This window comes from Massilia suwonensis (assembly GCF_042655665.1).
Classification (GTDB): Bacteria; Pseudomonadota; Gammaproteobacteria; order Burkholderiales; family Burkholderiaceae_D; genus Telluria; species Telluria suwonensis.
The window spans coordinates 1-18,556 of the sequence record NZ_JBHSMR010000012.1 but is presented as its reverse complement, the minus strand read 5'-3'; the positions used below and the strand labels follow the sequence as shown (position 1 = coordinate 18,556).

General features: G+C 62.0%; 21 protein-coding genes. 13 read left to right on the top strand and 8 right to left on the bottom strand.

Annotated features, from left to right (window positions below):
- The first annotated feature begins 40 nt into the window (after nucleotides 1–40).
- Genes ACFPQ5_RS07270 through ACFPQ5_RS07260 form a run of 3 tightly spaced genes read left to right on the top strand, consistent with a single transcriptional unit; the run spans nucleotide 41 to nucleotide 1,619 of the window.
- Nucleotides 41–232, top strand: a complete 192-nt coding sequence (locus tag ACFPQ5_RS07270; protein WP_136220643.1) for a hypothetical protein — start codon at nucleotides 41–43, stop codon at nucleotides 230–232.
- A gap of 32 nt (nucleotides 233–264) precedes the next feature.
- Nucleotides 265–936: a cupin domain-containing protein gene (locus ACFPQ5_RS07265; RefSeq protein ID WP_379752857.1), complete on the top strand. Its 672-nt coding sequence runs from the start codon at nucleotides 265–267 to the stop codon at nucleotides 934–936.
- Between the two features lie 41 nt (nucleotides 937–977).
- Complete coding sequence (locus ACFPQ5_RS07260) at nucleotides 978–1,619, top strand: FMN-binding negative transcriptional regulator (RefSeq protein WP_379753194.1); 642 nt, start codon at nucleotides 978–980, stop codon at nucleotides 1,617–1,619.
- A 212-nt stretch (nucleotides 1,620–1,831) separates the two neighbouring features.
- On the opposite strand, the gene ACFPQ5_RS07255 is transcribed toward ACFPQ5_RS07260, so the two are convergent.
- Nucleotides 1,832–1,957, bottom strand: coding sequence for an alpha/beta fold hydrolase (locus ACFPQ5_RS07255; RefSeq protein ID WP_379752854.1), 126 nt, complete (start codon nucleotides 1,955–1,957; stop codon nucleotides 1,832–1,834).
- Nucleotides 1,958–2,117: 160 nt separating this feature from the next.
- Between ACFPQ5_RS07255 and ACFPQ5_RS07250 the strand changes: the two genes are divergently transcribed.
- Complete coding sequence (locus ACFPQ5_RS07250; protein WP_379752851.1) at nucleotides 2,118–2,510, top strand: VOC family protein; 393 nt, start codon at nucleotides 2,118–2,120, stop codon at nucleotides 2,508–2,510.
- A 3-nt stretch (nucleotides 2,511–2,513) separates the two neighbouring features.
- Here ACFPQ5_RS07250 and ACFPQ5_RS07245 read toward each other — a convergent pair whose 3' ends face one another.
- Both ACFPQ5_RS07245 and ACFPQ5_RS07240 read right to left on the bottom strand, forming a co-directional pair.
- A complete protein-coding gene (locus tag ACFPQ5_RS07245; RefSeq protein WP_379752848.1) occupies nucleotides 2,514–3,251 on the bottom strand; it encodes an SDR family NAD(P)-dependent oxidoreductase in 738 nt (245 codons plus the stop codon).
- 11 nt (nucleotides 3,252–3,262) lie between these two features.
- A complete protein-coding gene (locus ACFPQ5_RS07240; RefSeq protein WP_379752845.1) occupies nucleotides 3,263–4,570 on the bottom strand; it encodes a family 1 glycosylhydrolase in 1,308 nt (435 codons plus the stop codon).
- 1,244 nt (nucleotides 4,571–5,814) lie between these two features.
- Here ACFPQ5_RS07240 and ACFPQ5_RS07235 point away from each other — a divergent pair.
- A complete protein-coding gene (locus ACFPQ5_RS07235; protein WP_379752842.1) occupies nucleotides 5,815–6,756 on the top strand; it encodes a hypothetical protein in 942 nt (313 codons plus the stop codon).
- A 106-nt stretch (nucleotides 6,757–6,862) separates the two neighbouring features.
- Here ACFPQ5_RS07235 and ACFPQ5_RS07230 read toward each other — a convergent pair whose 3' ends face one another.
- Nucleotides 6,863–7,771, bottom strand: coding sequence for a LysR substrate-binding domain-containing protein (locus ACFPQ5_RS07230; RefSeq protein WP_379752839.1), 909 nt, complete (start codon nucleotides 7,769–7,771; stop codon nucleotides 6,863–6,865).
- Nucleotides 7,772–7,867: 96 nt separating this feature from the next.
- Here ACFPQ5_RS07230 and ACFPQ5_RS07225 point away from each other — a divergent pair, with 96 nt between their 5' ends.
- Nucleotides 7,868–8,956 carry a tartrate dehydrogenase gene (locus ACFPQ5_RS07225; RefSeq protein WP_379752836.1) on the top strand — a complete coding sequence of 363 codons (1,089 nt, stop codon included), beginning with the start codon at nucleotides 7,868–7,870 and terminating at the stop codon, nucleotides 8,954–8,956.
- Between the two features lie 127 nt (nucleotides 8,957–9,083).
- Nucleotides 9,084–9,710: a head GIN domain-containing protein gene (locus tag ACFPQ5_RS07220; protein WP_379752833.1), complete on the top strand. Its 627-nt coding sequence runs from the start codon at nucleotides 9,084–9,086 to the stop codon at nucleotides 9,708–9,710.
- Nucleotides 9,711–9,726: 16 nt separating this feature from the next.
- Here the strand turns inward: ACFPQ5_RS07220 and ACFPQ5_RS07215 are convergent, their stop codons facing one another.
- Entirely contained in the window at nucleotides 9,727–10,239 is a 513-nt protein-coding gene (locus tag ACFPQ5_RS07215) for a hypothetical protein (RefSeq protein WP_379752830.1), read from the bottom strand.
- A gap of 128 nt (nucleotides 10,240–10,367) precedes the next feature.
- On the opposite strand from ACFPQ5_RS07215, the gene ACFPQ5_RS07210 reads away from it, so the two are divergent.
- Nucleotides 10,368–11,252 carry a dienelactone hydrolase family protein gene (locus ACFPQ5_RS07210; protein WP_379752827.1) on the top strand — a complete coding sequence of 295 codons (885 nt, stop codon included), beginning with the start codon at nucleotides 10,368–10,370 and terminating at the stop codon, nucleotides 11,250–11,252.
- Between the two features lie 70 nt (nucleotides 11,253–11,322).
- Here ACFPQ5_RS07210 and ACFPQ5_RS07205 read toward each other — a convergent pair whose 3' ends face one another.
- Entirely contained in the window at nucleotides 11,323–11,463 is a 141-nt protein-coding gene (locus tag ACFPQ5_RS07205) for a hypothetical protein (protein ID WP_379753206.1), read from the bottom strand.
- Here ACFPQ5_RS07205 and ACFPQ5_RS07200 point away from each other — a divergent pair.
- From ACFPQ5_RS07200 to ACFPQ5_RS07185, 4 genes are all read left to right on the top strand, one after another.
- Nucleotides 11,426–12,097 (top strand): ZIP family metal transporter, encoded by a 672-nt coding sequence (locus ACFPQ5_RS07200; RefSeq protein WP_379752824.1) that lies wholly within the window; start codon nucleotides 11,426–11,428, stop codon nucleotides 12,095–12,097. The two genes, ACFPQ5_RS07205 and ACFPQ5_RS07200, sit on opposite strands and share 38 nt — an antisense overlap.
- A 28-nt stretch (nucleotides 12,098–12,125) precedes the next feature.
- The gene (locus tag ACFPQ5_RS07195; RefSeq protein WP_379752821.1) at nucleotides 12,126–12,656 is read left to right on the top strand and encodes a putative glycolipid-binding domain-containing protein; all 531 of its coding nucleotides are present in this window, start codon (nucleotides 12,126–12,128) and stop codon (nucleotides 12,654–12,656) included.
- A gap of 83 nt (nucleotides 12,657–12,739) precedes the next feature.
- The gene (locus ACFPQ5_RS07190; protein ID WP_379752818.1) at nucleotides 12,740–14,833 is read left to right on the top strand and encodes a TonB-dependent receptor domain-containing protein; all 2,094 of its coding nucleotides are present in this window, start codon (nucleotides 12,740–12,742) and stop codon (nucleotides 14,831–14,833) included.
- Complete coding sequence (locus ACFPQ5_RS07185; protein WP_379752815.1) at nucleotides 14,833–15,246, top strand: MerC domain-containing protein; 414 nt, start codon at nucleotides 14,833–14,835, stop codon at nucleotides 15,244–15,246. Before ACFPQ5_RS07190 ends, ACFPQ5_RS07185 begins: the two co-directional genes overlap by 1 nt.
- 37 nt (nucleotides 15,247–15,283) lie before the next feature.
- On the opposite strand, the gene ACFPQ5_RS07180 is transcribed toward ACFPQ5_RS07185, so the two are convergent.
- Together ACFPQ5_RS07180 and ACFPQ5_RS07175 are read right to left on the bottom strand one after the other, a co-directional pair.
- On the bottom strand, nucleotides 15,284–16,426 hold the full coding sequence (locus ACFPQ5_RS07180) for a GGDEF domain-containing protein (RefSeq protein ID WP_379752812.1): 1,143 nt from the start codon (nucleotides 16,424–16,426) through the stop codon (nucleotides 15,284–15,286).
- 402 nt (nucleotides 16,427–16,828) lie between these two features.
- Nucleotides 16,829–17,278, bottom strand: coding sequence for a carboxymuconolactone decarboxylase family protein (locus tag ACFPQ5_RS07175; RefSeq protein WP_379752809.1), 450 nt, complete (start codon nucleotides 17,276–17,278; stop codon nucleotides 16,829–16,831).
- 200 nt (nucleotides 17,279–17,478) lie between these two features.
- Between ACFPQ5_RS07175 and ACFPQ5_RS07170 the strand changes: the two genes are divergently transcribed.
- The gene (locus ACFPQ5_RS07170) at nucleotides 17,479–18,102 is read left to right on the top strand and encodes a hypothetical protein (RefSeq protein ID WP_379752806.1); all 624 of its coding nucleotides are present in this window, start codon (nucleotides 17,479–17,481) and stop codon (nucleotides 18,100–18,102) included.
- Nucleotides 18,103–18,556: the final 454 nt, after the last annotated feature.

The window sequence follows — 18,556 nt, the reverse complement described above, 5'->3', positions numbered from 1 at the left end:
TGAAGCAAAGGGCCAACAAGCCAACCGAAGGGAGCCTGAAATGAACGTCCTCAAACACATGGAAACGCTGTTCCTGGTCGCCGCCCTGGCCGTCGTCGGCACCACCTACGCCAGCGCCGAAAGCTATAAAGCCCAGGTACGCGCGGACTCGCTGGTGTCGAGCGACAGCGGCAAGATGGCCGTCGTGAAGGTCACCGCCAAGCGCGTTGCGCCGGCCACCAAGTTCGCCTGAGTTTACAAGCCTTCCATACCCGGAGAAGCAGCTTGCTGATCAACGCAGACTTCTCGCGCCCGGTCGTGGTCGTCCCGCACCAGTACGCGTGGGTGGCCTCGCCCCAGCCCGGCGTCGAGCGCGTCATGCTCGACCGGATCGGCGCCGAGCAGGCGCGCGCCACCAGCATCGTGCGCTATGCGCCGGAGTCGATTTTTCCGCGCCACGCGCATCCGGATGGCGAGGAGATCCTGGTCTTGTCGGGCACCTTCTCGGACGAGAACGCCGATTTCCCGGAAGGCTGGTACCTGCGCAATCCGCCGGATTCTTCGCACCGGCCGTCGAGCCGGCCGGGCGCCCTGATCTTCGTGAAGCTGCGCCAGATGGCGGCAGGCGAGACGCAGCCCGTGCGCATCGATACGCGCGATCCGGCCCGCTGGCAGCGCCAGGGCGAGCGCGCCGTCTGCCCGCTGTTCTCGAGCGCGCACGAGCAGGTCTGCCTGCAGCAGGTGCCGCCGCATGCCGTGTTGTTTCCGCAAGCCCCCGCCGGCGCGGAACTGCTGGTGCTGGAAGGCGAACTCGTGTTCGACGGCCAGGACTGCGGACGGGGCGCATGGCTGCGCCTTCCGGCCGATGCGTGTTCCGGGCTCGCTGCCGGGCCGCGGGGCGCGACGTTTTATCTCAAGACCGGGCACTTGCCCACGGATGCGCCGCAGCTCGACTAGAATAGGGCGAAAGGCCTGAATTCCCGTCAGAGGAGCGCATGATGTATGTTCCACCCCATTTCGACGAATCGCGCACCGAGGTGCTGCACGAGCTGATTCGCCAACACCCTTTCGGAACCCTTGTCACGCACGGCGCGGACGGACTGGATGCGAATCACATTCCGTTCGAGCTCGCGCCCGATGGCCCGCTCGGCACGCTGCGCGCCCACGTGGCGCGCGCCAATCCTGTCTGGCGCGAGCTGGCCGGCGGCGCCGAGGTGCTGGTCATCTTCCGCGCCGGCGACGCGTATGTTTCGCCGAACTGGTATCCGTCCAAGCACGAAGCGCACATGCAGGTGCCGACCTGGAACTACATGGTCGCCCATGCGCACGGCCGCGTCACGGTGCGCGACGACGAACGCTTCGTACGCGGCCTGGTGGCGCGCCTGACGCGCACGCATGAAGCGGCGCAGCCGGTGCCGTGGAAGATGGGCGATAGCGCGCCGGAATTCATCGACGGGCTGCTGGAAAAGATCGTCGGCCTGGAGATCGAGATCACGCGCCTGGTGGGCAAGTCGAAGCTCAGCCAGAACAAGGAGCTGCGCGATGTGCGCGGTGCGGGTGAGGCGTTGCAGACGCAGGGCGAATGCGTTGTCTCGGCCGCAATGCTAGCCTGCGCACACGACAAGGCCGCCGGCGTCTAAATAACGTAGGGTGGGCACCTGTGCCCACGCGGGATACGTGCCTTCAAGATCATCGTTCACGGTATAAGAGCCGGCACGTATCCCGCGTAGGGCCATTGAGGCCAGTGGCCTCAATGGCAGTTTCAATTCGGAGAGCCCGGTGAAACCGTCATGGCGGCCATTGGCCACCATGACCCCTACGGTGCATAACGGCTAACTGACTGGCATTGAGCCTAGCGCCGGACGCGCTCCAGGAAATCGATCAGCACCCGGTTCACCGCCTCCGGCGCCTCCTGCTGCACCCAGTGCCCGGCGCCCGGAACGATGGTCGTACCCAGGTGCCCCGACACGTTGTGCATGGCACAGCAGGACCGCCGGACCGCTGCCTGCCTCCAGCACGTGCTGGCGGATGCCGTTGGCGAGGATGGTGTACTCCCTGAATTCACGCATGCATGGCTCCTGGTCGTGGCTCAGCTCGATGGTACACTCGGCAGCTCAAGAAAACCAAGGAGACCATCCATGTTCAGTCACGTCCTCATCGGTTCGAACGACCTCGAACGTTCCAAGCGCTTCTACGACGCCGTCCTCGGCGTGCTCGGCGCGGGCGAAGCCTATCGCGGCCAGGCGCCCAGCGGCCACAATCGCCTGTTCTACCGCCACGACGGCGCCGCCCTCGGCATCACGCAGCCGATCAACGGCGAAGCCGCGACCTGCGCCAACGGCGGCACCATCGGCTTCAAGTGCAGCTCGCCCGAGCAGGTGAAGGAGTTCCACGACGTCGCCGTCGCCCACGGCGGCACCTCGATCGAAGAGCCGCCCGGCCTGCGCGAAGGCGCCATGGGCGCCATGCACCTGGCCTATGTGCGCGACCCGGACGGCAACAAGCTCTGTGCGATGTACCGCGTGAAGTAAAACCTAGAGCTGACAAAGGCGCCCGCCGTCCACCAGCAGCGAAGCGCCCTGTATGAAAGCCGCTTCGCTGGAGGCGAGAAAGGCGATGGCGGCGGCGACGTCCTCGGGCTTGCCGACGTCGGCCGGATCGAGGTGTTCGACGCCGGACTTGACCTGCGGGTTGGTCCACAACATCGGCGTGTCGATGGCGCCGGGGAGCAGGGCGTTGACCCGGATGCCCTTGGGCCTGCCCTCGAGCGCGGCCGAGCGGGTCAGCGACAGCAGCGCCGCCTTGGCCGCCGCGTAGGGCGCCACGTTCGGCTCCGTTTCCAGCGCATGGACGCTGGACACGTTGACGATCGCGCCACCGGGCCGCATGTGCAGGAAGGCCTGCTTGGTGAAGAAGAAGGCGCCGAGCAGGTCCACCTGCAGCACGTGGATCCAGTCGCTGCCGGTCAGTTCCTCGATCGGCTTGAAGACCATCAGGCCGGCGTTGTTGACGACTGCGTCGAGCCGGCCGAAGCGCGCCATCACCTGCTCGACCGCATGCGCGACATTCTGTTCGGCGCTGACGTCGCACTCCACCTGCATCGTCTCGCCCGGTCCCTGTTCGTCGACCTTGCCGGATGCCGCCGGCAAGGCATCCGCATCGCGGTCCACCAGCACCACGTGCGCGCCCTCGGCGCCAAAACGCAGGCTTGCCGCCAGGCCGATGCCGCTGGCGGCGCCGGTGACGATGACGACTTTGTCGCTGAAGCGCATGGGTCCTCTCCTCAATCCGTGTTCCTGGGGGCGCCGGTCGCGGCGCTCGAATCCTGTGCGGGTGGCGGCACCGGCGCGTCGATGCCAGGATAGTCCTGGCTCAGCGCGATCGGCACCTGCAGGCAGACGCTCTGGGTCGGCAGGACTTCGGTCCAGTCGCGGATCAGTTCGCGGTAGGCCTGTCCGACCGGACGCAGATTGCGATCGAGGTCGGCCAGGCCCAGCGCGTTGACGCGGCCGTTGTTTTCGCGCAGGCCCGTGTCCCAGTCCACCTGGTCGGTCAGCGAATACCAGGTGAAGCCGACGATGGGCACGCCGTTGTTCCGCACGCGGAGGACGTTGGCCCATTCCTTGCGCAGCCAGCGCACCGCCTCGTCGCCACACGGCCCCTGGCACAGGTTCGTCTCGGTGTGCATCACGGGCAGGCGGTAGCGGTTGTAGTACTGGTGCGTGATGACCGCGTAGCCGAAGATCTCGCCCGACGCCTTGGTCGTGCCGTCGGCGGCCACGTGGTGCTCGTTGGTCTGGTAGTAATCGTTCCCCATCATGCAGTGATGCTTGAGGTTGTTATTCAGGAAGAAGTGGTATTCGTCGCGCGTCATGCCGTTGTCGAGCAGGTACTCGTACATGGTGGAGTCGACGCGGCGGCCGTAGTTCAGGTCGAGCGACAGGAAGCGGCGCGCGTTCATCGTCTCCGCCGGGCCGATCGCCTTCGGGTTCTGGGCGTGGAAATACTCGCTCGATTCGCTCTGGATGAACAGCGCATCCGGACGCACCTGCAGGATCGCGCGCATGGCGAGCAGGTTGGCTTTCACGATGTGTTTCAAAGCCGTGACGAAGGCGCGGTCGTCGTGCAGCTGCTCGTTCCACCAGCCGTAGAGGGCGGAAAACAGCGCGCAGATCGACATCTCGTTGACCGGGGTGTAGAGCTGGATCCAGGGAAAGCGTTCGGCGAAGGCGCGCGCATAGTCGGCGAAGAGGGCAGGAAAATCCGGGTTCTGGAAATCGCCGAGGAAATCGGGCAGGCCGAAATGGCAGAGGTCGACGATGGCGACCAGATTACGCCGGTGCAGGTCGGGGAAGACTTCGTCGGCGAACGACCAGTCGTAGCGCCCCGCGCCGAGCAGGGTGGTGTGCAGCGGCGGGCCGTAGCGCAGGAAGCGGATGCCGATCTCCTCGACCAGGTCGAAGTCGCGCCGCCAGTGGCGGTAGTGGCCGCATTTGTCCATCTCGTCCATGCGGATGCGGCCTCCGCCGATGGTCGGAATGCTGTTTTCTATGCCGGTGGCAAAAATGAATCCGGTTTGACTCGAGACCATGTGCGGCCCCCTTCACCGAAAGGACGGCTAAAAACAGCACTATAGAACCGGCGGCGAATTGGCCGCGCACGGGATACCAAGAGGACGTAGATAAATCAGACTCGATAAGCGGGTCTATTGGTAGCATGCGCGCCTCTGCTAGCTGCGCCTAATCAGCGGAGATATCGAGTTTGCGGTCGTGATGTATTACCGTGCGACGCCGGCGTTCAGTCCAAGCATGGGTACGCTCGATGACTTAGCGCTTCGGATGAATCAGGAATTCCACGTTGCTGCCGGCAATCCTTAAGGCCGCTTAGTGTTGATCACGCAAGGTTTCGGTCGTGCCGATCCAGGATGGCGTACGGGTTCGTTGCGGATTTAATGTAACTGCTCGATGTCACGCTAACCTGTTGGGCGACAGGAAAAGATTCTCAGTAGTTACAATTCGAGCTTTTTCAGACTCTGGAAGGCTCTATACTGTCCTTGTTTCATGTCGGGCGGTTTAAGAGCCTAATTGTTAGTCGTGCGCCATGAAATTGAAGTGCAACACAGCGGTACTGACGTTCAAGAAACATATAACTAAATTTGAGGGCGGTTACATGAAAAATTTTTGGCGGTACTTATGGTGTTTACAAATATCATCCTCGCGCCAGCTATTGCGCGAGAACAGTCTCACGTTATAACAAACAAACACGACCGCCAGCAGTCGATGCGCAGGCAACTCGATTTCCTTGTCGCGCCGATCAAATCAGACGCTGAACTTCGTTCTTACTTAGCCTCGCCGCAGTTCCACTCAAGTCCCTTGAAACACCTCTCAGGCTGGGGACGGGAACGTTTTATCAACAGTCTAGCTTTTAATGAAAACGGTCTCACCAGTTTCCGGTATGAGGACCTGCGTGCCGAGTTGACTGTGACCCAGATATACCATGTACTGTCATTGTTTGGGGCACAGAGCTTAACTCCATTGATTAGGGGTGCAAAGTCCACTACAGCGATGGATTTTTCAATCATGGGTATCGCGACACTGGCCCTGGCATGTACAGGGATTATCCGGACTACGCTTGCAAGGCCAAAGCGACTTGTACTAGATCCTACGGAGATATTTGCATGAGTAGCTGTTAATTCTTTCCCAAGGGCGCTGCGCTGCGGCTAAGCGTTCTATCACGGAAGTTACAGTAGGAGTGAGAAAGGAATGGTAACTTCCGTTTTACTTTAGTAACGCGGTTGGCCCCTGGTCAAGCGCCTTGTTCCTTGAAGAATAAAAAGTGTATGCTAACGAGAAATTTAAGCGAAAAATTCAGCTTGCGTTTCATGTCTTATGCGCTTTCTTTTTCATTGTGTGCAGCGCTGCCGTTTCGGCAGTCGAAATAAAGTCAGAGTATCAGCGCTTTTCCATAATAACAAAAAATCTCGTTCGCCAATCTTTGTCAGATGAACAGTTGATCGCAGGCGTATCGGCAGCATATACGGTTCTTCGTGCGCGGGCTGACCTGCCTGGGGCGTTGCCAAAGCTAACGCACAGTGAACTGCTTCTCTTATTTAACGCGGCGGATGAGGCAGCTTTTTATTCGTCGAGCGTAATGCATGCTAACGACATGCTGGCGATTGCAACCGAATTGGCGAGAAAAGGCTCTTTAGACGATTCACAAATCGAGAAAGTTTACTCGTCCCTGATTGCCGCCCGGGACTATAAGTCTGCTGGTGCGTGGCGGAACTTACACCACACAGTAATTCGCGATGCGACCCTTGAAATGTATGGGTCAACCGCGAATTCGTCAACGGAGCCGACCGAGCTGGTGTTGGCGGGAGGTCATCTCAAACGTATTGAATTTCGACTTCCAGAAGGTGGGTTTGTTGTCGCTGTTGGAAATCCACAATGTCATTTTACGCAGTATGCTGTCGAAGACATAATGGGTGACCCGGTCTTGAAAAAAGCATTGGCGGGCAGAATGAAGTGGATTTCTCCACAGCAGCGGAATGAAAGTCTCGTTCCATTCCATGACTGGAATCGCCGTTACCTGGACGCACCAATCTCCCAAGCTTATCTTACGAGTGAGTGGAAAATGATTGACGAATGGCAAACTCCTACTTTCTATTTCTTTGAGGATGGGGTGCTCAAATCGAAGTTCGCAGGATGGCCTCGCGAGGGGCGCAAGGAACTGCTTCGCGATTCCATGAGCCATGTGGGCATCCGTACCGCACCTTGAGATCGAAGGCACAGACTCGGTGCTCGCCGTACTCTCGTGCTGTCTTCGCGGTCCTCCAATGCGGCGCTACGTCTTGCCGCGACAGTTTTGTTATGCGCCCGAAGCTTCAGCCTGCGTCCGTGCGCGGCATGGCCAGCTGCGCCTCCAGAAACTCCACGCACACGCGCAGCCTGGCCGATCCCGCCAGGCGCTGCGGATACACCGCCCACACGTTCGCCTCCTGCGTGTACTCCGGCAGCACCACGACCAGCTGGCCCGCATCGAGGTAGGGCTGCGCATCCCAGCGCGAGCGCAGCACGATGCCGGCGCCGTCGAGCGCCCAGCGCAGCGCGATCTCGCCGTGGTTGGTCGAGAGCGCGCCCGACACTTTCACCGTTTCTTCTCCGTTCCTGCCGCGCAGGCGCCAGACGCCGAAGGGATGGTCGCGCTCCTTGATCGGCAGGCACTGGTGGCCGGCCAGGTCCTGCAGGTTTTTTGGGACGCCGTGGCGCGCCAGGTAGGCGGGGGAGGCGCACAGGATGCGGCCGTTCGGGCGCAGGCGCCGTGCGATCAGCTGCGGCGGGATCTCGTCGCCCACGCGCACGTCGAGATCGAAGCCTTCGGCCACGATGTCGACCAGGCGGTCGAAGACTTCGAAGCGGATCTGCAGGCCGGGGTAGGTCGCGGCGAGCTGCGCGATCGCCGGTGCCACCAGCTTGCGTCCGAAGCCGAAGCTGCTGCAGATGCGCAGCTGGCCGCTCGGTTCGCGTCGTCCCTCGGCGAGCTCGTCGACCAGGTCGTCCAGCTGCGCCAGGATGGCCTGGGCGCGCGCGTAGACCTGTTCGCCCTCGAGCGTGACGACGACGCGGCGCGTGGTGCGCTGGAACAGGCGCACGCCGAGGATGCCCTCGAGGACGCCGACGCGCTTGCTCACATAGGCCGGCGACATGCCGAGCTCCTCGGCCGCCGCCGCGAAGCTGCCCTTGCGCACCACGGTGGCGAAGACGTGCAAGTCTTCGTTCTGCAGATTGTTCACGAATCGTGTCCTTTGGATTCACACTGGCACGGATTATATACATCCTGTAATGCGTTATCCTGATGTCCATTCGCTACCATCCTTCAGGAGAGAGACATGAAAACCCACAAGATCGCCGTGATCGCCGGCGACGGCATCGGCAAGGAAGTGATGCCCGAAGGCCTGCGCGCCCTGGAAGCCACCGCCAAGCGCTTCGGCATCGGGCTCGAATTCACGAACTTCGAATGGGCCGACTGCGACTACTACCTCCAGCACGGCAAGATGATGCCGGATGACTGGAAAGAGCAGCTATCCGGCTTCGAAGCGATCTACTTCGGCGCCGTCGGCTGGCCCGACAAGGTGCCCGACCACATCTCGCTGTGGGGTTCGCTGCTGAAGTTCCGGCGCGAGTTCGACCAGTACGTGAACCTGCGTCCGGTACGCCTGATGCCGGGCGTGCCCTGCCCGCTGGCGAACAAGAAGCCGGGCGACATCGATTTCTATGTGGTGCGCGAAAACACCGAAGGCGAGTACTCCTCGGTCGGCGGGCGCATGTTCGAAGGCACCGAGCGCGAACTGGTGCTGCAGGAAGCCGTGTTCACGCGCCACGGCACCGACCGCATCCTGAAATATGCCTTCGACCTGGCCCAGCGCCGCCCTAAAAAGCACCTCACCGCCGCGACCAAGTCGAACGGCATCGCGATCTCGATGCCCTACTGGGACGAGCGCGTAGCCGCCATGGGCGAACAATACGGCGACGTCAAATGGGACAAGTACCACGTCGACATCCTGGCCGCGCGCTTCGTGCTCTCGCCGGAACGCTTCGACGTGGTGGTCGCCTCGAACCTGTTCGGCGACATCCTGTCCGACCTGGGCCCGGCCTGCGCCGGCACGATCGGCATCGCGCCGTCGGCCAACCTGAATCCGGACCGTACCTTCCCTTCGCTGTTCGAACCGGTTCACGGCTCCGCGCCCGACATCTACGGCCGGAACATCGCCAACCCGATCGCGATGATCTGGTCCGGCGCGATGATGTTCGAGTTCCTGGGGCAGGGCGATGCGAACTACACCGCGGCCCACGACGCCATCGTGCGCGCCATGGAGACGTGCCTGACCGAAGGCCCGCGCACGCCGGACATGGGCGGCACGGCCAGCACCACCGAGGTGGGCGAGGCGATCGCGGGGTACCTGCGCACGCAGGCCTGATCCCTGACGATATCGGATGCGCTCGGCGCAGCGCATCCGGCGAATCGTGCAGTTCGTCGCAAAATCCTCCAGCAGGGCGGGGCGGCAATCTAGAATGATTTCACTTCTAACAAAAAGGGAAATCATCATGCGCCGTCTTGCTCTTGTCCTCGCCCTCTCCCTCGCCGCCGGCGCCGCCTCGGCCGCCGACCAGGCGCGCAACGCCGCGCCCTTCACTTCGATCAGCGTGCAGGGCCCGATCAGCGTCACCGTCGACGCGGGCGGCGCAAAACAGTCGCTGCTGGTGCGCGGCAGCGACGCCTTCCTCAATGAAGTGACGACCGAAGTCGTGAACGGCGAGCTGCGCGTGCGCATGCGCGACAAGAAGATCAACAACGTCAACGGCGACCAGCGCATCGTCGTCGCCATGCCGCAGCTGCGCGCCTTCAATGCCGAAGGCGCGGGCGAAATCAAGCTCAATAACGTGCGCGGCGAACGCCTCGACGTGAACTACCGCGGCGCCGGCAGCATGACGATCAACGGCGAGGTCAAGCTCTTCAAGATGAGCGCCGAAGGCGTGGGCGAAGTCGACACCAAGGCACTGGTCGCCAACGACGTCGATATCCGCTTCCAGGGCATCGGCGACGTCAAGGTGTATGCCAAGGAGCGGCTCGACGTGAAGGTCCAGGGCATGGGCAGCCTGACTTATTACGGCAAGCCGCGCACGGTCGCCAAGTCGGTGCAGGGCCTCGGCTCGGTCAAGGCCGGCGACTGAAAGGCGCGGCTGGCGCTCACGGCGCTGGTGCTTCCTCGTCCTGCGGGAAGCCGTAGTGCGGCGGCTGGTTGACCGGCACCCAGGGGCGGTCCATGGCGCGCTTGAAGCATCGCTGCGCCAGCCGGAACTGCTCGTCGCTCAGGAAGATGCCGGCGAGGTCGTTTCCGCCGTAGAGGGCGTAGAAGCGGTGGGACGCATCCGCCAGGCCGGCATTGACGATGTCGAAGAAGGCGATCGTGGCCAGGACCCATGCGTCTTCTTCCGCGCCTTCGCCATAGATGGGATAACGTATTCCATCGGCGAGCACCGTATAAGTCCCCGCGTCCTCGTCGACTTCCTCGGCGATGTCGATCTCCGCCGCGCCGTACTGGCGCAACTGCGGATGCAGCTGCTGGTAGGCCTCCAGGATCCCGACTTCGGCCAGGTCTTCGGCATCGAGCAGCACCAGGTCGTCGTAGTCGAAGGGCAGGTCGGCCGGGGGCTGGGAACCGGAATCGGCCTCGAAAAACCGCTTGATGTTTTCAAACATGGCATACCTTTGAACGTATGAGCGTCGTGCGAAGCTGCGATACGGAAGGCGCGGCACGCAAGACATGCGCGACGCTCCGTGTCGCTGTAAGATAGCCAATCTTACAACCAAGGACCGGAGGGATGCACATGAAGGATCTCGTACAAGACGGCGACAGCCTGGTGGGCGCCAGCACCTTTGAAGAGGGCGTCGATCGCCGCGTGTTCCTGAAAGCGGCCGTCGGCAGCGGTTTCGCCGCCGCGACCCTGCCGGTGGCGGCGCAGACCCTGGTCAAGACCGACATCACCGGCCTGTCCACCGGCGACCACCTGATCGTCATCAACGGCCAGGAAGTCCCGGTCTACCGCGCCCAGCCCGAGGGCAAGACCAACCCGCCCGTCATCCTCGTCATCTCCGAGATCTTCGGCGTCCATGAACACATCAAGGATGTCGCGCGCCGCTTCGCCAAGCAGGGCTACATGGCCGTCGCGCCCGACCTGTTCGTGCGCGCGGGCGACGCCGGCAGCGTGCCCAACATCGCCGACCTGATGAAGGACATCGTCGGTAAAACCCCGGACGCCCAGGTCATGTCGGACCTCGACACCGTCGTCAACTGGGCCGCCCAGCGCGGCGGCGACACCGGGCGCCTCGGCATCACGGGCTTCTGCTGGGGCGGCCGCATCACCTGGCTGTATTCTGCGCACAACCCGAAAGTGAAAGCCGGCGTGGCCTGGTACGGCCGCCTGGTGGGCGACGCGACGGCCAACTCGCCCAAGCACCCGGTCGACATCGCCCAGAACCTGAAAACCCCGGTGCTCGGCCTGTACGGCGGCAAGGACACCGGCATCCCGCTCGATACGGTCAATCGCATGAAGGCGGAACTCGCCAAGGGCAACAGCAAGTCGGAGTTCGTGGTCTATCCGGACGCGGGCCACGCCTTCCACGCGGACTACCGTCCGAGTTTCAACGAGGCCGATGCGAAGGACGGCTGGCGCCGTGCGCTGGACTGGTTCCGCAAGCACGGCGTGGTGTGATTTGAAGCGCTCGCAAGCCGGGAGCGGTACAATGCCCGGCTTGCCATAAGCAAGTCCAGAACAAGAGGCTTCACATCGACCCGATTCTCGTATCCATCCTGCTGGCGACCCTGATCGCCGGCGTCGTCAGCATCTCGGCCGCCGCGGTATTTTCGTTCACGCTGCTCTCCAAAATGGTGGAGCGGCTGGTCAGCCTGTCGGTCGGCATCATGCTTTCGACCTCGTTCCTGCACGCGCTGCCCGAAGCCTTCGCGTCCGGAACCGATATCTATAAACTGTTCGCGACCCTGCTGGCGGGCCTGTTCGCCTTCTTCCTGCTCGAGAAGCTGGCGCTGCTGCGCCACTCGCACCACCACGAGGGCGACGGCCACCATCACGCGCACGGGCACGACGCGCACGCGGCAGGTAAATCGGGTTGGATGATCCTGGTCGGCGACGGCATGCACAATTTTACGGACGGGATCCTGATCGCGGCCGCCTTCCTCGCCAACCCGGAGCTGGGCCTGGTCACGGCGCTGGCCATCGTCGCCCACGAGATCCCGACCGAGATCGGCGACTTCATCGTCCTCCTGAACGCCGGCTTCTCGCGCATGCGCGCCTACGTCTTCAACCTGCTGTGCAGCCTGCTGTCGGTGGCGGGCGGCCTGCTCGGCTACTACACGCTGGACCGCGTCAGCGGCCTGATTCCCTACGTGCTGGTGTTCGCTTCCTCGGGTTTTATTTACATCGCGGTGAGCGATTTGATGCCGCAGATGCAGCGCCGCGCAACCGTAAAAGAATCGATTCCGCAGGTGCTGCTGATCGGGCTGGGCGTCATCATCGTCCTGTTCCTGACGGCGCGCTGATCGAAGCGAGTCGGCGTATCATCGGCGCATGGAGACATGCCGCTGGATACCCGAGGCCGGAAACGGAATCGAACACCTCACGCTGCGCCGCGATGGCGCCGGCCTGTTTGCGCAAGGCGCGGTGATCGGTGACGACTTCGGCGCGTTCTACACCATCCGTTGCGACAGCGCCTGGCGCGTGCGTCATGCCCTCGTCGAGGTGGCCGGCGGCGCGCGCCTCGAACTGCATGCCGATGGCGCCGGCCGCTGGCAGGACGGGCAGGGCGTATCCGTTCCCGCGCTGGCCGGCTGTATCGACATCGACCTCACCGCCAGCTGCTTCACCAACACCCTGCCGGTCCGGCGCCTGGGCGCCGCGCTCGCTTCGCGCCATGAGATCGCGGTCGCCTGGGTCCATCTTCCTGCCTTGACCGTCGAGGCGGCGCGCCAGGCCTATACCCGGATCGCCCCGCGCCTGGTCCGCTTCGAAAGCCTCGGCAGCGGCTTCATGGCCGACCTGACGGTCGACGACGAAGGACTCGTCGTCCATTACCCCGGACTCTTCCGCCGCATCGATTGAGCTGCGCGCACGCCCCTGGTTGAGCTTTTAATGATAATGACTTATCATTACCGAAAACTCACTCATCTGAAAGGAAGCAGTCCATGTCCGACCTCACCTGCCACCGTACCCCGCTCGCCCTGGCGATCCTGCTCGCCTTCGGCGCGTCCGCCGGCGCCCATGCCCAGACCAGCGAGCGACTGCACGCCGATCCGGACAGCATCCCGACGGTGGTGGTCTCGGCCAGCGCGCTCGGCGTGGTGGGCGACGACATGATCACGCCGGTGACCTCGCTCGGCGGCGGCGCCCTGGTGCGCGCCCGCGAATCGACCCTGGGCGAAACCCTGGCCAACCAGCCCGGCATCACCTCGAGCCACTTCGGCGCCGGCGCCAGCCGTCCGGTGATCCGCGGCATGGACGGCCCGCGCGTCAAAATCCTGTCGGACGGCGCGGAAATCCAGGACGCCTCGACCATCAGCCCGGACCACGCGGTCGGCTTCGAGCCGGTGCTGGCCGAGCGCATCGAAGTGCTGCGCGGGCCGTCGGCGCTGGCCTATGGCGGCGGCGCGGTGGGCGGCGTCGTCAACATCCTCGACCGCAAGATCCCGACCGCGCTGCCGGGGAAAGCAGTGGAGGGCAGCGCCGAACTGCGCGCCAATTCGGCCGCGCGCGAAAAGACGGGCGCGGTCGAAGTGACCGGCGGCGCCGGCAACATCGCCGTCCACGTCGAAGGCGTGAAGCGCGATGCCAACGCCTACCGCGTAGGCGAAGGCTGGAGCGAAGGCCGTCATGTGGCCGGCAGCTTCAAGGACAGCGAGTCCGGCACGGTCGGCCTGTCCTGGGTCGGCGAACGCGGCTACCTGGGCGCGGCCTATACCAAGGAGCGCACGGAGTACGGCATCCCCGGCCACAACCACGAATTCGGCAGCTGCCATCCGCATGGCGACCATCTGCACTGCGGCGGCCACGACGATCACGAGGATCACGAAGACCACGACCACGAGCACGAACATGGCGCCGGGGACGTCCCGGTCGTAAAACTCGACAGCGACCGCTGGGACGTGCGCGGCGAGTACCGCAATCCGCTGGCCGGTTTCACGAAAGCCCGCCTGCGCGCCTCCTTCACCGACTACCGCCACGACGAACTGGAAGACGGCGTCGTCGCCACCAGCTTCTTCAACAAGGCGCACGATGCGCGCGTCGAACTCGAACACGTGCCTGTTGGCGGCTGGCGCGGCGTGATCGGCCTGCAGACCACGCGGCGCGACTTCTCGACCGAAGGCGAGGAAGCCTACGTGCCGCCGACCGTCACCACGAAGCACGCGCTGTTCGCGGCCGAGGAATACAAGCTGGGCGACTGGCGCTTCGAAGCGGGCCTGCGCCACGAGCGCCAGAAGGTCGATGTCGACAGCGCGACCCAGCGCGACAGCAAATCGAACGGCACCTCGCTCGCCGCCGGCGCGGTGTGGAAATTCGCTCCCGAGTACTCGCTGCGCGCCTCGCTGGCCCGCAGCCACCGCCTGCCGGGCGCCGAAGAACTGTACGCCAGCGGCGTGCACCTGGCCACCGCCACCTGGGAGATCGGCAACCAGGACCTGACGAAGGAAACCTCGAACAACCTCGACCTCACACTGCGCAAGTTCGCCGGCGCCACGACCTTCTCTCTGAGCGCCTTCCACAACCGCGTCGACAACTACATCTACGCGCATACGCTGGACAATCACGAAGGCTTCCAGCTGGTCGAATACGCCCAGCGCGACGCCGTCTTCACCGGCCTGGAAGGCGAAGTGAGACACAAGCTCTCGCCGAACTTCGACGCCACCCTGTTCGGCGATGTCGTGCGCGCCCGCTTCGACGACGCAGTTGACAATGAGGGTAACCGCAACATCCCGCGCATCCCCGCGCACCGCATCGGCGTGCGCCTGAACGCGGACTGGCAGGCCTGGCACGGCATGGTCGAACTGTCGCGGGTCGGCACGCAGGACCGGGTCGCGGACTTCGAAAGCCCAACGAGCGGCTATAACCTGCTCAACATCGGCACCCACTACACGACCCGCATCGGCGGCGTGCCGGCCCAGCTTTACGCGCGCATCAACAACGCGCTCGACGAACTGGCCTTCAGCCACACCTCCTTCATCAAGGCCGCCGCGCCCCTGCCGGGCCGTAACCTGACCGCGGGCGTGCGCTTCGTCTTCTGATGAAAAAGCTGATCAGCTACGCCGACTACGCGGGCATTGCCGCCTCGGCGCTGTGCCTGGTGCACTGCCTCGCGATGCCGCTGCTGCTGGCCGTGTTCCCCTTGCTGGGACTCGGCAGCGAGCACCACGGCCTGCACGACGCGCTGCTGCTGGGCGTGACCGTGCCGGTGCTGCTGGCGCTGGTTCCCGGCTGGCTGGCGCACCGCGATCCGGCGCCGCTGCTGCTCGGCCTGGCGGGCCTGGGTGCTTTCCTGGTGGCGGTACTGTTCGTCGGCCCGGCCTTCGGGCAGGGCGCAGAGACGGGGCTGGCGGTGCTCAGCAGCGTGCTGCTGATTGCGGCGCACCGGAGGAATCATCGCTTCTGCAAGGCGTGCTGCCGGGAGCCGAAGGCGATCCAGACAGTGGATCGATAGTACGGAGAATCGGCCGCTTCCGTAGGTTCCCGTCGAGCTATGCAGCGACGACGCGGTTTTTCCCTGCTCGTTTCGCAGCGTAGAGTGCCTTGTCCGCAGCGTCGAGCAGCGAAAGCGTATCGAGATCACTCCTGTCGAGAGAGGCGGCACCGATACTCACGGTGTAGAACGGTAGTTCTGTCGGATTGGACTTGGCGATTCGGCTACAAATGCGCTCGGCAGTTGCAAGTGCGGCATGGAGGTCGGTTTGCGGAAGAAGAACGACGAATTCTTCCCCGCCAAAGCGTCCAATGACGTCCTGTGTACGCAACAGCTGAGTGGCCTCGGCTGCAAAATGCACGATGACCTTATCCCCCACGAGGTGACCGTGCGTGTCATTGATCGCTTTAAAGTTATCCAGGTCCATCATTAATATCGACATCGGCCTGCCATGTCGGCGAGACGCGGCGATTTCTCTCTGAAGCATTTCCAGCAAAGCGTCCCGCCTGTATGCACCGGACATAGGATCATGCAGGGCCTGTGATTCAAGACGGCTTTGAAGTTCTCGATTCGCCATCATCAAAAAACCGAGGCTCATCGCTACCAGCGAAAATGGGAACGACGTGAAATAGATGTCATGGATTGCAGAAGTGTCATTTTCCAGAGTTAACGTGCCGTCGTACAGCAGCACCGAAAGAAAGCGCGTTCCCATCACGCAAGCGGTCGCTGCGTATATCGAACATGTGAACCACTCAGGGAAGCGTCTGACACGGTACCTGTAGATCGTCATGCCGCATGCGGCAAAACATACGGTAAGCAGGCCGCTGACAATGATTACCCGGCCACGGTAGTCATCGACGACGAAGGTAACCCAGGCAAGCCCGAGCGCGGCGATGCAGAGCAGCGCGAGGAGCCTTTTACTCGACGCGAGCCCGCCGAACAGGCTCAAGCTGTAATGCATGAAGATGACGCCGGCTGGAATGAAGAGATTCGGCAGATAGCTGGAAAAAAGAACCGGCAACTGGCCGCGCGTCGTAAAACCGACGGCACCGACAACCATGAGCAGGCATCCCCATCCCCATTGGGCCAGACCGCCGATATTTTTCGGAAATCCTACGCGAACGGCAAAAAACAGAAATGCGCAGAGCAGGCCGAATGCCGCAGAAATGATGATAAAGGAGTGGGCGTCTATACCGAGCATAAGCACGTGGACCTTTGGGAAATGCCGTGCCTAGAACTTCCTGCGCCGGGCTGCCCGTCGAACCTGGAGTTCGCACTGCAGCGTAAACGAAGAGACAAATTCTAATGGGAAACGTTATTTGAAATCTTGTATTTCAATTGCTGATTATATCTGAAAGTGGGATTCTAAAGCCTGAGAAGATATATAAGTGGAATGACAGTCAATGACAACTATAAAATGGTTGTAAAATTAAATGCGGCAGGATGAATGTCCTACGCAATTCCAGGTCAATATCGAGAGGCTTCAGCGGGTCTGGCATCCAGGCACGGCCTCAACCGTAGATTTGTCCATGTTGGCCGTAATGCAGGAGCTAAGGAAGAGTTCGTGTCCTGATGCCAGACCTGACCCTGGTAGTTTGGTAATTCAGCTCCTTGCGCGCGGCTTCAGGCGGAAGCTGACGCCGAGCCGGTTGATCGCGTTCATGGCCGCAATGGTCAAGGTCAGGTCCACCAGGTCCTTCTCGCCGAACACGGCCAGCGCGGCTGCATAGGCGTCGTCGGAGGCATGCGTTTCGCTTACGCGCGTGACTTCCTCCGACCATGCCAACGCGGCACGTTCTGGTTCAGTGAAAAGGTGTTGAGCTTCGTGCCAGACCGGCACCAGCACGGCCTTGTCGACCGACACTCCCTCCTTGATCAGGTCGCGGGTGTGAATGTCGATGCAGTGCGCGCACCCGTTGATCTGCGATACGCGCAGGAAGACGAGATGGATGAGGGTGCTGGGCAGCTTCGTGTCGTTCACGACATAGTGATGCAGGACGCCGATTGCCTTTGCGCCCTCGGGGGAGACAGCGAACCAGTTCGCGCGATTCATGATGTTCGATCCTTTCAAGATGCGACGGGCAGGAGTGCCCTATCTCCTCCAGGACGGATGACACGCGCGCGTAGTGACAGTCACGAGAAATTTTTTTTTGAATCGCTGGCAAACCGCCAGGGTCCAACAGCATTTTTCATTCAACGGCCTATAATGCTCAGCCAAATCAGCGTGCCTTGACCCTGTACAACTGGAAGAACATGAAGCGTCTACTCCTCATCGCAGCCGTTTTGCCTGTTCTTTCTTCTTGCGGAGGCGGTGAGGGAGAAAGCGGCACAAGCACGGCCCCAGTATCGACGGCGCCAGTCGCGCCACTCGCCGCGTACCTTGGCAACTGGGCGACCTCATGCCATTTCCATGCGATCGATTACGCAAGCATCTCGCACGCGCCAGGTACGACCGACTCAATCTCGATAACGTACAAGACTGATTATCATGTGAACCCGGATTGTTCTGGAGCCGTTCTCGGGACCTGGACGCAATCGGCCAGCGCGACTGCAGTCTATGAAGGCAGTGTGGATTCCAGTATCGTTTTTATCGGGGGCTCTGCCGCAGTTGCTGCCAGAGTCGACAAGGTGACGACAAGTCTTCCCTCGCATACCTGGTCGGTAACCGGTACAGGGGTCGAGCATTCGGTTGTGGATGGCCTGGCGCAGTGGTGCATTACCTATGCGAATGGCGATCGCTCATGCATCATGGATGAAGGTACCTATCGTGCGTTCGTCGTCAATCCCACAGGCCTGTACCTCCAGGGGAATGTCATGTACGAGCTGCGTTCGAATGTATCCTTCTACATGGAAAACAAGGCCTTCAAAAGACAATAAGCGTTGGCGCTTCAGGGCACGCCGTTGACGTAATACAGTGTCCCGTTTTCGAACCTGGCCATTGCGTATGTTTGCTCGTCGTTTCCGGGATTGACGAACGCTTGAGATGAATCGGCAGATGCTGTCCAACATTTTGCCTCCCAGGACGGAAAAGATTTGATGCCCATTCATGTAGTAGTGGTCGTCGATTCATGTTGGGGCAAGCGCGAATAAAGCACCGTCTCACGGACCGCTTCTGGTCGACAACGGACTTATTGTAGCGTCCGCTAATGACTCGCCGTTCGACCATTAGAGCGCCTAACAAAACCTATTTTTTTCGTCGGGGCAACAAGGGCGTACACTGAGCCGTTTCGAACGTCTGCAATCGGCCTATTGTGTTGAAAAATTCCGCCTGAGTTTGCGATCTCGACGACCTGTCGCTGTCTAACAGGTCACGAATAGGGAGGCCGCGATG